The sequence below is a fragment of the Nocardioides epinepheli genome, from assembly GCF_037936805.1.
Taxonomy (GTDB): domain Bacteria; phylum Actinomycetota; class Actinomycetes; order Propionibacteriales; family Nocardioidaceae; genus Nocardioides.
In genome coordinates this window covers 38,277-51,037 of sequence record NZ_JBBMMC010000003.1, presented here as the reverse complement: position 1 = coordinate 51,037, position 12,761 = coordinate 38,277, and the positions used below count along the sequence as shown (strand labels likewise).

Sequence of the window (12,761 nt, the reverse complement as noted above, 5' to 3'; positions counted from 1 at the left end):
TGCGATCGCAGTCAGGCATCGCGCCGGGCACGCGCAGGGACATGCATGACATCCACGGTGCCGGGCTGAAAGTCGACCCCCGGAACTACGCGGATCGGCGCAAACGGATCGACCGCCCGCTGCCACGCCCCAGCGAGGCTCTGCGCGATCTGCCGGGCGTCGTCAGGGCGAGCTTCGAGGGCAAGGCGACGCAGACCATCCGCCTCTCGCAGCTTCACAGTGACCTCCCAGCGCAGCATGCCCCGATCCTCTTGATCGTCGAGAACCTCTACCCCGACGGAATCGACGCGGAAGGCTCCGGCCTCGACTGCGGCGTCCAGGCCTTACGTGGGCGACACCAGCCAGGCGACCTGCCCGATCACAGTGAGTTCCTTCGTCTCGTCGGGGCCGGGCTCGTCCAGGACCGCGAGCGTGTACGCCGATTCAGCCGACTTCGTGAAGGCGGCCCGGACAGCCTGGCGATCGTGGACCGTAATGGTCGCGGTCGTCGTCATCGACCAGGTCTCGCGGCTTCTCCCGCGAATAGAGGGCTTGCGAACCGCAGCCGGCACGGCGGCTTCCATATCGAACAGACCAGGCGCATCGCGTTCCACGCCAGCTAAACGTAGTGCAGGCGACGGTCACGTCACCGGCGCACCGACGCCTCCAGCGCGTCAAGTTGGTGGTCCCCTCCCCGCGCCGCGGCCGTGCGGACGACGAGGAAGTCGTGGCCGGCGATCAGGTGGTCGGCCGTCTCGGGTGGGGCCGTCCTCCAGCCAGGCGAACGGCCGGTCACCGACGTACTCCAGCACGCCGCTCTGGGCCACCAAGGCCTTGCCTTCCCCAGGAGGCAATCACCACCGACGACGTTGCTGCCGTCGTCGATGGCGGGTCCGCCGACCTCATGCTCGAGCACGATGCTCCCCTCGCCCGGTACGTGGCCCCGGCCGTCGCCATGATCTGCAGCACCGGTGACGGCTGCCCTGGCCTGCGCCCGCGACGGAGCCGTGGCGCCACACGCGCAAGGGCGACAAGTACGTCACCGTGATCATCGACCTCACCGCAATCCGTGCAGGGAATGGGCCCGCACGACTACTGGACATGGTCGAGGGCCGCTCCAAGAGCGCGTTCAAAGCTTGGATGGACGGGTTCACCGGCTTCAAGACCGCCGCCGCCGAAGAACTCCCCGACGCGGTCGCGGTCATGGACCCCTTCCATGTGGTGCGCTTAGCCGGCGACGCGATGGACACCTGCCGTTGCCGGATCCAACAGATCATCCACGGCCACCGTGGCTATCGAGACGACCCGCTCTACCAGATAGAACCGGCAGAACCTCTCGGATCCGTCTGAGTCCAGCGCTAGCGTGCAGCACGTGAAGACCGATGTGCTCACGCCGCAGGCCGTGTTCTACCTCCCCCAGCACCTCGTGGTGCCGCTTTTCCAGCGGCCCTATGTCTGGGACGAGGCAGAGCAGTGGATGCCGCTGTGGCAGGACATCGCTCGGCTGGCTGAGATTCGGATACGTGATCCCTACAGCCAGCCGACCCACTTCCTCGGCGCGGTGGTCCTCCAGGCGATCGACGGGCAGCAGGGCGCCGTGCCGTCCAAGAACGTCATCGACGGGCAGCAGCGGCTCACCACGCTCCAACTGTTCGTCGATGCCGCGGCCGCGACGTTCGAGGCGCGCGAGTTCGACGGACTCGCCGACCAGCTCAACGACCTGACCCACAACCGCGCCTACGGCGGGGTCGTCGAGGCCAGCCTCAAGTTGTCGCACACCAACCAGGACGGCCAGGCCTTCCGCGAGGTGATGAACGCCGAGGCGCCAGTCACCTACGAAGCGCTGAACCACGCCGGCTCCCGGATCACCCGCGCCCACGAGTTCTTCGCGGCTCGCGTGGATGATTGGCTCGGAGCTGCCGAGGACGCCCGCGACCGAGCCGATGCGCTTGCCCAGGCCGTGAGCCAGGGGCTGCAGCTCGTCGTGATCGACCTACTGGCTCAGGAGAACTCACAGGAGATCTTCGAGACGCTCAACGCCCGCGGCACACCGCTGACCGCGGCTGACCTCATCAAGAACTTCGTTTTCCAGCGTCTCGACGCGGAGGGCGCCGACACCCACCGTGCCTATGCCGAGGATTGGCCCTTCGAGTCGAAGTTCTGGGAGAAGGAAGTCAGCGTCGGCCGCGTCTCGATGAGCCGCAGCTCGCTCTTCCTTAGTCAATGGTTGGTAAGCCAGCTCGGCGAGGAGGTCAGTCCCCGGCAGACCTTCATCCGCTTCAAGACGTACGTCGACCACGAAGCCAACACCAAAATGGCCGAGCTCCTCCTCGCCATCAAGGCACAGGCCGAGCTCTACCGCTCATGGACCGAGCACGCCACCGAGAGCTCGCGGATCCTCACTCGCCCGGAGATGGCGTTCTACCGAATGACTGCCGGCGGGGTCGAGTTGCTCAAGCCCGCGATCATCTGGCTCTACGACCCCGCACTCGGGATCCCGGCCGATGTCGCCGATCGGGTCCTGTCGATGCTGGAGTCCTGGATGGTGCGTCGCCAGATCCTTCGACTCACGTCCGCGGACCTCGGCCGCATCGTCGCTGAGATCATCAAGATCTACCGCACGAGCGATCCGGCCGACCTCGCGGACAGCGTCGAGCACCATCTCAGCCGCCTCAACGTTGCCTCCAACTACTGGCCCGGGGACGACGAGGTCCGCGCGCATCTCGTCACCGAGCAGTCCTACCGTCGCTACCCACGCGGGCGGATGCGCCTCTACCTGGAGGCCGTCGAGGATCACCTCCGCGCGAAGCACGACTACCCCCAGGTTGCACGGCTCGGCTACCCCATCGAGCACGTGCTCCCCCAGAAGTGGGAGACCAACTGGCCCGTCGACGGCCTCGAGGCCGAGCTGGCGCGCGGCGAACACGTCCATCGACTCGGCAACCTCACACTGCTCACCACCAGCCTCAACGCCAACGTCTCGAACGGCGCCTGGCCCACCAAGCGGGAGAAGATCGTCGCCAATGACGTCATGCTCCTCAATCGCTACTTCACCGATCGCGAATCCTGGGACGAATCTTCGATCGACGCGCGAACGACGCTGCTCACCGACCTGATCCTTCAGGTGTGGCCCGTGCCCGACGGTCACACGGGCTCCATCAGCGACTCGTCCACCAAGGAGAACGCGTGGGTCGAGGTCAAGCACCTCGTCGCGGCCGGTCTCCTGGAGCCTGGGACCGCGCTCCTGTCGCGGCCGGGCAAGTGGGCCGGAACCGAGGCGATCGTCCTCGCAGACGGGCGCATCGCTATCGGGGACAAGGTTTACGCGAGCCCGTCGAGCGCCGGCTACCATGCCAAGGGCGGCAAGGCCGCCAACGGCTGGGTGTTCTGGCACCTCGACGATGGTCGCCGTCTTGCCGACGTCAGGGCTCAGTTCCGTGGTGGCAAATCCGACCGCCCGAGCGGGTTCGACTGGTCACGCCTCCATGAAATTCTGGCCGCCCTTCCAGCTGGGTCATGGACGTCATACAGCGAGCTTGCTGATGCAATCGGTACCGCACCCCAACCACTCGGAACGCACATCACGCGCTGTCAGCAGTGCTCGCATCCATGGCGGGTACTGACGCATGACGGACGAGTCGCATCCGGGTTCGCCTGGTCCGACCCGGACGACACCCGGATTCCTGCCGACCTGCTAGCAGAGGAAGGTGTGCACCTGCAGGACGGAGTCGCAGACCCCGGACTTCGCCTGGACAGCGACGGTCTCACCGCGCTCATCGACATCGACAACTGATGCCATCGGGCGTCGCTTCCCCCCACAGTCCCCCTAGCGCCCGATCTCGAACCAAACCAGAGCACTCTTGAAATGAAAGAAACCGCACGCTGATGCGAATTCAGTGTGTGGAGCCTAGGGGACTCGAACCCCTAACCCCCTGCTTGCAAAGCAGGTGCGCTACCAATTGCGCCAAGGCCCCTGGGTGCGGCGCGGGGCCGCTGGGCTGGTCAGTCGACGGCGCGGACGTTGTCGGTGGCTTCGGCCCAGAGGGTCTGCTCGTCGCGGGCGGCGGTCATCTTCTTGCGGACGAGGACGGCGCCGGCGGCGGCGAGCGCGAGCAGCAGGATCTTCTTCATCGCATCTCCCTGGGTCCGTTGAGGCGAGGGTGGGTGTGGGCCTAACAGGACTTGAACCTGTGACCTCTTCCTTATCAGGGAAGCGCTCTAACCGTCTGAGCTATAGGCCCGAACCGCCCGCATGAGCAGGCGGGGGAACGTTACCCCACCGCGCGGGCGGGGTCCCAATCCGGGTGGTGGGGGTCAGTTGTCCTCGGCGAGGGTGACCTCGACGCCGCCGAGCAGGGCCGCGGAGAGGTTGTAGAGGAAGGCGCCGAGGGTGGCGATCGCGGTGATCAGGATGACGTCGACGGCGGCCACCAGCATCGTGAAGCCCAGGACCCGGTTGGTGCCGACGTAGTCCTGGATGTCGAAGTCCTTGGTGCCGGGCTCGTTGATGACCTCCTTGACCGTGTCGTTGATCGAGCCCCACACGCCGGCGGCGCCGATCACCTCCCAGATCACGGCCACGGCCACCACGGTGACGATGCCGAAGGCGATCGAGAGCAGGAAGGCGGTCTTCATCACCGACCAGGGGTCGATGCGGGTCAGGCGCAGCCGGGCCCGGCGGGGTCCGCGCGGCTTCGGCTTCGGCGTGGACGACGGCGCCGCAGCTGCGGCCGCGGCGGGGGCGACCGCGGGGGCCGCGGCCGGCGAGGTGGAGTCGGCGCCGTCGGTGCGACGGTCGCTGCCGGAGAACCGCGCCGCGATCCGGTCGGCGAACCCGGGGCGGACCGCGGTGTCGCCCGGATCGCCCGCAGCGGGCGGCGGAGTGGCCGGGGCCGCGGGGGCGGTGCCCGAAGACTGCGTGGGCTGCTTCGCCAGGGCCGGCGCCGGCGTCGACCGCTGGGTCTTCTGCGTCTTCGGGGCCTTCGGCGGCTTCGGCGGCTGGGTGCTCGAGCCGGAGGGACGGTTCGCCCCCGAGCTCACCGGCGCGCTCCCGCTGGGCGGGGTCGAGGGTGGCTTGGTGGAGCCGGTCGAACCGCCGGAGCTGCCGGGCTTGCGCTGGCTGGGCCGCTGCTGAGACTTCGACTGCGACTTCGGAGGCGACTTCGGCGGGGGAGTCGTCGGTGCCTGCCGGTCACTCATCAACCTTCGTCCTCACCCTCGGGTACAACGCCCTGGTCGGACGCCTGAGGATCGATTGTGTCATCCGCTACCACATCCGCGGAAACCTCGACCTCAACGACACCCTCCTCCGAACCCGATTCGGCGGCCGCCTCGTCGGCCAGCTCCTCCACCTTCGCCTCGATCGAGCGCGCGACGACGGCGACGGCGTCGCCCTTCTTCGGCGTGACGAACTTGACGCCCTGGGTCGAGCGGCCGGTGGGCCGGAAGTCGGCGTTGATCGGGCTGCGCACGACCTGGCCGGTCTGGGTGATCGAGAGCACCTCGTCGCCGTCCTCGACGATGAACGCTCCGACCAGGCCGCCGCGGTCCTCGTTGGTGAGCGTCATCGCGCGCACCCCCTTGGTGCCGCGGTTGGTCAGGCGGTACTCGTTGATCCGCGAGCGCTTGGCGTAGCCGCCGTCGGTCATGGTGAAGACGTACTGGATCTGGACGTCGTCGGTCTCCTCGGCGTCCTCGGCCGCCGCCTGAGCGGCGCGGATGACCGACATCGAGAGCACCGAGTCGTCCTCGGCGGTGGCCATCCCGGTGACGCCGGACGTCGCCCGGCCCATCGGCCGCAGCTGGCCGTCGTCTGCTTTGAACCGGACCGCCTGGCCGCGCCGGGAGACCAGCAGGATCTCGTCGTCGGCCGAGACCAGCTCGGCGCCGATCAGCTCGTCGTCGTCCTCGCGGAAGTTGATCGCGATGACGCCGGCTTGGCGCGGGGAGTTGTAGTCGCCCAGGCGGGTCTTCTTCACCAGGCCGTTGCGGGTGGCGAGCACCAGGTAGGGCATCTGCTCGTAGTCGCGGATCGCGAGCACCTGGGCGATCCCCTCGTCGGGCTGGAAGCTCAGCAGCCCGGCGACGTGGCCGCCCTTGGCGTCGCGCGAGGCCTCGGGCAGGTTGTAGGCCTTGGTGCGGTAGACCCGGCCGGCGGTGGTGAAGAACAGCAGCCAGTGGTGGTTGGTGGTGGCGATGAAGTGCTCCACGACGTCGTCGCCGCGCAGCGAGGCACCCCGCACGCCCTTGCCGCCGCGCCGTTGGCTGCGGTACTGGTCGGCGCGGGTGCGCTTGGCGTAGCCGCCGCGGGTGATCGAGACGACCAGGTCCTCATCGGGGATGAGGTCCTCCATCGACAGGTCGCCGTCGGCGGCGATGATCTGGGTGCGGCGCTCGTCGCCGTACTTCTCCACGATCTCGCCGAGCTCCTCGACGACGATCGCGCGCTGGCGGGCGACGTTGGCGAGGATGTCCTTCAGGTCGGCGATCTCGCGCTCGATCTCGGCGAGCTGGTCGATGATCTTCTGCCGCTCCAGCGCCGCGAGCCGGCGCAGCTGCATGTCGAGGATCGCGTTCGCCTGGAGCTCGTCGATCTCGAGCAGCTCGATCAGGCCCTGGCGGGCGTCGTCGACCTCCGGCGAGCGCCGGATCAGCGCAATCACCTCGTCGAGCATGTCGAGCGCCTTGACCAGGCCGCGCAGGATGTGGGCGCGCTCTTCGGCCCGCTTGAGGCGGAACTCGGTGCGCCGGCGGATGACGTCGACCTGGTGCTCGACCCAGTTGCTGATGAACTGGTCGATCGAGAGCGTGCGCGGGACTCCGTCGACCAGGGCCAGCATGTTGGCACTGAAGTTGGTCTGCAGCTCGGTGTGCTTGAGCAGGTTGTTCAGCACGACCCGTGCCACGCCGTCGCGCTTGAGCACGACGACGAGGCGCTGCCCGGTGCGGTCGGAGGTGTCGTCGCGCACGTCGGCGATGCCCTGCACCTTGCCGGAGTCGGCGAGCTCGGCGATCTTCAGTGCGAGGTTGTCCGGGTTGACCATGTAGGGCAGCTCGGTGATGACCAGGCAGGTGCGCCCGCGGTTGTCCTCGTCGACCTCGATGACCGCGCGCTGGGTGATCGAGCCGCGGCCGGTGCGGTAGGCGGTCTCGATGCCGGTGCGGCCCACGATCAGGGCGCCGTTGGGGAAGTCGGGACCCTTGATCCGCTCGATGAGCGCGTCCTGGAGCTCCTCGCGGGAGGCGTCGGGGTGCTCGAGGCACCAGATGGCGCCCTCGGCGACTTCACGCAGGTTGTGCGGCGGGATGCTGGTGGCCATGCCGACCGCGATCCCGGCCGAGCCGTTGACCAGCAGGTTCGGGAACCGGGCCGGCAGCACGACCGGCTCCTGCGAGCGGCCGTCATAGTTGGGCTGGAAGTCGACGGTCTCCTCGTCGATGTCGCGGACCATCTCCAGCGCCAGCGGCGCCATCCGGCACTCGGTGTACCGCATGGCGGCGGCGGAGTCGTTGCCCGGCGAGCCGAAGTTGCCCTGGCCGTGCACCAGCGGGGCGCGCATCACCCACGGCTGCGCGAGCCGGACCAGGGTGTCGTAGATCGCGGAGTCGCCGTGCGGGTGGTACTGACCCATGACGTCGCCGACCACGCGCGAGCACTTGGAGAAGCCGCGGTCGGGGCGGTAGCCGCCGTCGAACATGGCGTAGAGCACCCGGCGGTGCACCGGCTTGAGTCCGTCGCGGACGTCGGGAAGCGCGCGGCCCACGATGACCGCCATCGCGTAGTCGATGTAGGCGCGCTGCATCGAGGTCTGGAGCTCGACGGGCTCGATCCGGCCGCCGCCGTCGGTGGGAGTCTCAGTCACGATTGGTCTCTCTGAATGGTTCTAGGGATATCTAGGGCAGGTGGTAGAGAGCTAGATATCGAGGAATCGAACGTCCTTGGCGTTGCGCTGGATGAACGAGCGGCGCTGCTCGACGTCCTCGCCCATGAGGATGGAGAAGATCTCGTCGGCGTGGGCGGCGTCGTCGAGGGTGACCTGGAGCATCAGCCGCTGCTCGGGGTCCATGGTGGTCTCCCACAGCTCCTTGGCGTTCATCTCGCCCAGACCCTTGTAGCGCTGCACCGGGTTGTCCTTGGGGAGCTTCTTGCCCTCCTCGAGGCCGTCGCGCAGCAGGGCGTCGCGCTCGGCGTCGGAGTAGACGAACTGGTGCTCGGCCGGCTTGTTCCAGCGCAGCCGGTACAGCGGCGGCTGGGCCATGTAGACGTGGCCGTGCTCGATGAGGGGCCGCATGAACCGGAACAGCAAGGTGAGGAGCAGGGTGTTGATGTGGTGGCCGTCGACATCGGCGTCGGCCATCAGCACGACCTTGTGGTAGCGCAGCTTGGCCAGGTCGAACTCCTCCTGGATGCCGGTGCCGAGCGCGGAGATGATGGTCTGCACCTCGGCGTTGCCGAGCACCTTGTCGATGCGGGCCTTCTCGACGTTGAGGATCTTGCCGCGGATCGGGAGGATCGCCTGGATGCGCGGGTCGCGGCCCTGCCGCGCCGAGCCGCCGGCGGAGTCGCCCTCGACGATGAAGACCTCGCACTCCTCGGGACGGTTGGACTGGCAGTCCGAGAGCTTGCCGGGCAGGCCGCTCTTGCCGAGCAGGCCCTTGCGGTCGCGGGCCAGGTCGCGGGCCTTGCGGGCTGCGATCCGCGCCGTCGCCGCGGCCTGGGCCTTGCGGATGACGTCCTTGCCCTCGCTGGGGTTCTGCTCCAGCCACGCGCCGAGCTGGTCGTTGACCACCGATTGCACGAAGCCCTTGGCCTCGGTGTTGCCGAGCTTGGCCTTGGTCTGGCCCTCGAACTGCGGGTTGGAGATCTTCAGGCTGATGATGGCGGTCAGGCCCTCGCGGATGTCGTCGCCGGTGAGCCGCTCCTCCTTCTTCTTGATCAGCCCCCACTCCTCGCCCCACCGGTTGACCAGCGAGGTGAGCGCGGCGCGGAAGCCCTCCTCGTGGGTGCCGCCCTCGGGGGTGTTGATCGTGTTGGCGAAGGTGTGGACCGACTCGTTGTAGGACGTCGACTGCCACTGCATCGCCAACTCGAGGCTCATCGGGTTGGGCGCGGCGTCGCCGGTCTCGGCCTCGGCGGCGATGATCGAGCTCACCGGGGTCTTGCGGCGGTTGAGGAAGTCGACGTAGTCGGCCAGGCCACGCTCGTAGCAGAACACCTGCTCCAGCGCCTTGTGGCCGGCGACGTCGGTGGCGTGGATCGCCGAGGCGGCGTCGACGACGCCCTCGGTCTCCTCAGCGGTGCCGTCGGCCACCGCCTCGGCCAGCTCCTCGGCCTGGGGGCGCGCGTCGAGCAGCTCGATGCGCAGGCCCTTGTTGAGGAAGGCCATCTCGCGGAAGCGGGTGGCGATGGTCTCCAGGTTGTAGTCGGTGGTCTCGAAGATGTCGGGGGAGGCCGACCAGGTGACGGTGGTGCCGGTGCCCTCGTCGGCGGCGAGCTCGCGGACCTGGCGCAGCGGGTAGTCGGGCTCGCCGAGGCTGAACTCCTGCTCCCACACGTAGCCGCGGTTCTTGATCTCCAGCCGCAGCCTGTCGGACAGCGCGTTGACCACCGAGGAGCCGACGCCGTGCAGACCACCGGAGACCTTGTAGCCGCCGCCGCCGAACTTGCCGCCGGCGTGCAGGACGGTGAGCGCGAGGGTGGCCGCGGGAAGGTCCTTGCCGGGGGCGGTGTCGGTGGGGATGCCGCGACCGTTGTCGGCGACGCTGATCGAGCCGTCGGCGTTCAAGGTGACCTGGATCCGGTCGCAGTGCCCGGCCAGCGCCTCGTCGACGGCGTTGTCGACGATCTCCCAGATCAGGTGGTGCAGGCCGCGCTCGCCGGTGGAGCCGATGTACATGCCCGGGCGCTTGCGGACGGCCTCGAGACCCTCAAGCACCTGGATCGACTCCGCGCCGTACTCGCCCTCGACGGCGGTGCTGCTGATCGTGGGGGAGATCGTGTCCGTGCTGTCAGGGCTGTCGGGGCTGTCGGCGGAGCCGGTAGGAACTTCTTCAGGGACAGACTGCTCGGACACTCGCGGACCTCTCCGATGGGGGAGCACAATGGCATCAGCCAGGGACGACAGGCATCGCGCCTGAGGCATGACGAAGGTCGCGGAACGCGGATCCGCGGGGGCGGACCTACGAGCCGGCGACCTCGACGTCCATATTACCGCCCTGCGGGCCGCATTTCACGTGACCCACCCCGCAGGTGGGGGCGAACGGTCCCGAGACGCCTCCCAGGCGTTGCAAGAACCGGTCGTGGAGCGACGCGCAGGGGGGTCGCCTAGGGCGGGTACGGCATCGACGCTCTCAGGACGGCCCTGGGGCCGGTCTGGCGGGTGATCGCGCATTCGAGGTGTGGGTGGCCCGTGCGCGGTGCATGATCTGTGCCAGCCGGCACCGACGAGCCGGCATCGACCACTGAGGAGAAGATGCGTGGCCACTCCCTACCAACGCTTTCGGAACTGGCGCGCCGAGCGGCGCCGCAAGGGCAAGGGAGGGTGCGACGGCCCCGACTGCAGTGACTGCGTCGACTGCGACTGCAGCCCCTTCCTGATCTCCCCGCTGCTGCTGTTCCGACTGCTCCTCGGTGCCTTCGGGACCGCCGGCGTCGACCCGTACGTCGCTCGGCCGGCCGGAGTCGGTGGCCGGGCCGCGGCGCGACTGGTCCGCTCCTACCAGCTCACCATCTCCCAGCCGCGCGCCGAGCCGGTGTGCCGGATGACGCCGTCGTGCTCGCGCTACGGCCTCCAGGCGCTGTCGGGACACGGCCTGGCTCGCGGTGGATGGCTGATCGTGCGACGTCTGCGGCGGTGCGGTGCCGGCGCCGCCACGCTGGACCCGGTGCCGCCTCGGCGCTGAGCTGCGAGTCTCAGCCGTAGGTGTCGCGCGGGCCGCGGCCGTCGCGGGTCGAGCGGCGTCCCTTCTTCCACGTGGGCAGGTGCGGGCCGCGGACCTCGAGCACCCGGACGGTGCCGGAGCCGAGATCGGCGTTGAGGCGGCCGAGGATCGTGGGGGTGAGCAGGGTCAGCTGGGTGGCCCAGGCGGTGGAGTCGGTGCGGACCACCAGGACGCCGTCGACGAACGACTCCGGCGTGCAGTGGCCGGCGACGTCGTCGCCGACCAGCTCGGGCCACCGGGCGAAGACGCCGCGCATCCGCAGCGGCAGGTCCCAGCCGCCGCGTCCCACCAGCCTGGCGACCTCGCTCTCCAACAGCTGCGGGTCCCGCTCGTCGGGATGAGCACCCGAGATCGCACCCCGGCGGCGATCGGGATGGGCACTGCGGACGTCGTCGGGCAGGGGGGTGCCGGTCGGCGTCGGCCGACGGCGCCGGCGCCGCGCGGCCGGTGAGCCGCTGCTCGCGGCCGCGCGAGTGACCTGGCGGGCCAGGTCGAGGCCGTCGTCCACGCGCGGCTGCTCGGGCGCGGTGCCGTCCTCAGACGGACTCGGGGTCGGGGGCACGGGTCACCTCCCCGCCGCCGACGAGATAGCGCGCGCCGCGCAACGCCTCCGGGACGTCGTCGGCCACCGCCGCGGTGACCAGCACCTGCTCGGCGTCGGCGACCAGTGCGGCCAGCTGCGCGCGGCGCTCGGCGTCGAGCTCGGCGAAGACGTCATCGAGGATCAGGATCGGGTCGTCGCCCTCGGCGCGCAAGAGGTCGAAGGAGGCCAGGCGCAGGGCCAGCGCGAACGACCAGCTCTCGCCGTGGGAGGCGTAGCCCTTCACCGGCAGCCGGCTGGTGGGGTCGGAGGGGTCGCGGCCGAGCGAGAGCAGCAGGTCGTCTCGATGCGGGCCGACCAGGCAGACCCCCCGGTCGAGCTCGTCGCCACGACGTCGGCCGAGCTCGGCCAGGAGCGCCTCGGTGAGGTCGCCCCGGTCGGGCCGGTGCGGCGCGGCCGCCACCGACCCGGGCAGGTCGAAGGAGGATCGGTAGGCCAACGCGGCGTCGTCGCGGGTCGCCCCGCGCGCGACGGTGGCGTACGCGGCGCCGACGTAGGGCCGCAGGACCTCCACCAGCGCGAGGCGCTCGGCGAGGATCTCGGCGCCGACCCGGGCCAGGTGGGCGTCCCACACGTCGAGGGTCGACAACGCGGCATCCTGGCTGGAGGAGCCGCGGCGGGCGTGGCCGGCCGTCTTGAGCAGGGACGCGCGCTGCTTGAGCACGCGGTCCAGGTCGGAAAGGGTGCCGGCCAGGCGTGGGGCACGCAGCACCAGGAGGTCGTCGAGGAAGCGACGGCGATCGCCCGGGTCGCCCTTGACCAGGGTGAGGTCCTCGGGCGAGAAGACGACGGTGCGCACCAGGCCGACAAGGTCGCGGACCCGGGGCAATGTCGACTTATTGATTCGTCCCCTATTCGACTTTCCGGGGTTCAACTCCACCTCGAGCACCGCGGTGCGGCCGTCCTTGACCACCGCAGCGCGCACCACCGCCTGCGGTGCTCCCGCCCGGATCAGGGGCGCGTCGCTGGAGACGCGGTGCGAGGAGAGCCGCGAGAGGTAGTCGATCGCCTCGACCAGGTTCGTCTTGCCCTGTCCGTTGCGTCCGACGAACGCCGTCACCCCCGGGCCGAGCGGCACGTCGACCAGCTCGTAGGAGCGGAAGTTGTGCAGCGCCAGATGCGAGACGTGCACCGCTTCTCCTCGGATCGTGTGGTCGCCGGATTCGGGGTCGGCCTCGGCAGTGGTCCAGGGAGACCCCGGTGTCCCCCCGGGATCGTGCGAGTCCGCCCCTGCGCCGAG

Annotated in this window: 9 protein-coding genes, 2 tRNA genes and 1 pseudogene; 4 read left to right on the top strand and 8 right to left on the bottom strand. The window is 69.3% G+C overall.

Features of this window, described 5'->3' with window-relative positions:
- Nucleotides 1–41 precede the first annotated feature (41 nt).
- From WMR31_RS05250 to WMR31_RS05240, 3 genes and pseudogenes are all read left to right on the top strand, one after another.
- Entirely contained in the window at nucleotides 42–602 is a 561-nt protein-coding gene (locus WMR31_RS05250; RefSeq protein WP_340537726.1) for a hypothetical protein, read from the top strand.
- A 385-nt stretch (nucleotides 603–987) separates the two neighbouring features.
- A pseudogene (locus WMR31_RS05245) lies at nucleotides 988–1,296 on the top strand (ISL3 family transposase); the annotation flags it as partial.
- A 55-nt stretch (nucleotides 1,297–1,351) separates the two neighbouring features.
- Entirely contained in the window at nucleotides 1,352–3,772 is a 2,421-nt protein-coding gene (locus tag WMR31_RS05240; RefSeq protein WP_340537725.1) for a GmrSD restriction endonuclease domain-containing protein, read from the top strand.
- A 108-nt stretch (nucleotides 3,773–3,880) separates the two neighbouring features.
- Here WMR31_RS05240 and WMR31_RS05235 read toward each other — a convergent pair.
- The 6 genes from WMR31_RS05235 to gyrB all read right to left on the bottom strand — a co-directional run bounded on the left by WMR31_RS05235 (nucleotide 3,881) and on the right by gyrB (nucleotide 10,052).
- Nucleotides 3,881–3,953, bottom strand: a tRNA-Ala gene (locus WMR31_RS05235).
- 28 nt (nucleotides 3,954–3,981) lie between these two features.
- Nucleotides 3,982–4,110 (bottom strand): DLW-39 family protein, encoded by a 129-nt coding sequence (locus WMR31_RS05230; RefSeq protein ID WP_340537724.1) that lies wholly within the window; start codon nucleotides 4,108–4,110, stop codon nucleotides 3,982–3,984.
- Between the two features lie 36 nt (nucleotides 4,111–4,146).
- Nucleotides 4,147–4,220, bottom strand: a tRNA-Ile gene (locus tag WMR31_RS05225).
- Between the two features lie 73 nt (nucleotides 4,221–4,293).
- The gene (locus WMR31_RS05220; protein ID WP_340537723.1) at nucleotides 4,294–5,178 is read right to left on the bottom strand and encodes a DUF3566 domain-containing protein; all 885 of its coding nucleotides are present in this window, start codon (nucleotides 5,176–5,178) and stop codon (nucleotides 4,294–4,296) included.
- Complete coding sequence (gene gyrA, locus WMR31_RS05215; protein WP_445321607.1) at nucleotides 5,178–7,781, bottom strand: DNA gyrase subunit A; 2,604 nt, start codon at nucleotides 7,779–7,781, stop codon at nucleotides 5,178–5,180. Before gyrA ends, WMR31_RS05220 begins: the two co-directional genes overlap by 1 nt.
- A gap of 111 nt (nucleotides 7,782–7,892) precedes the next feature.
- Complete coding sequence (gene gyrB, locus WMR31_RS05210; protein ID WP_445321603.1) at nucleotides 7,893–10,052, bottom strand: DNA topoisomerase (ATP-hydrolyzing) subunit B; 2,160 nt, start codon at nucleotides 10,050–10,052, stop codon at nucleotides 7,893–7,895.
- Nucleotides 10,053–10,455: 403 nt separating this feature from the next.
- On the opposite strand from gyrB, the gene yidD reads away from it, so the two are divergent.
- Nucleotides 10,456–10,881: a membrane protein insertion efficiency factor YidD gene (yidD, locus tag WMR31_RS05205; RefSeq protein ID WP_340537721.1), complete on the top strand. Its 426-nt coding sequence runs from the start codon at nucleotides 10,456–10,458 to the stop codon at nucleotides 10,879–10,881.
- A gap of 10 nt (nucleotides 10,882–10,891) precedes the next feature.
- Here yidD and WMR31_RS05200 read toward each other — a convergent pair whose 3' ends face one another.
- Together WMR31_RS05200 and recF are read right to left on the bottom strand one after the other, a co-directional pair.
- Nucleotides 10,892–11,428, bottom strand: coding sequence for a DciA family protein (locus WMR31_RS05200; protein WP_340537720.1), 537 nt, complete (start codon nucleotides 11,426–11,428; stop codon nucleotides 10,892–10,894).
- Nucleotides 11,429–11,456: 28 nt separating this feature from the next.
- Entirely contained in the window at nucleotides 11,457–12,653 is a 1,197-nt protein-coding gene (gene recF, locus WMR31_RS05195; RefSeq protein WP_340537719.1) for a DNA replication/repair protein RecF, read from the bottom strand.
- Nucleotides 12,654–12,761 lie beyond the last annotated feature (108 nt).

Bases quoted from the DNA above. Each gene is read 5' to 3' on its own strand.
- gyrA (WP_445321607.1), bottom strand. From the start codon at position 7,781: ATGCAGCGCGCCTACATCGACTACGCGATGGCGGTCATCGTGGGCCGC.
- WMR31_RS05220 (WP_340537723.1), bottom strand. From the start codon at position 5,178: ATGAGTGACCGGCAGGCACCGACGACTCCCCCGCCGAAGTCGCCTCCG.
- WMR31_RS05250 (WP_340537726.1), top strand. From the start codon at position 42: ATGCATGACATCCACGGTGCCGGGCTGAAAGTCGACCCCCGGAACTAC.
- WMR31_RS05230 (WP_340537724.1), bottom strand. From the start codon at position 4,110: ATGAAGAAGATCCTGCTGCTCGCGCTCGCCGCCGCCGGCGCCGTCCTC.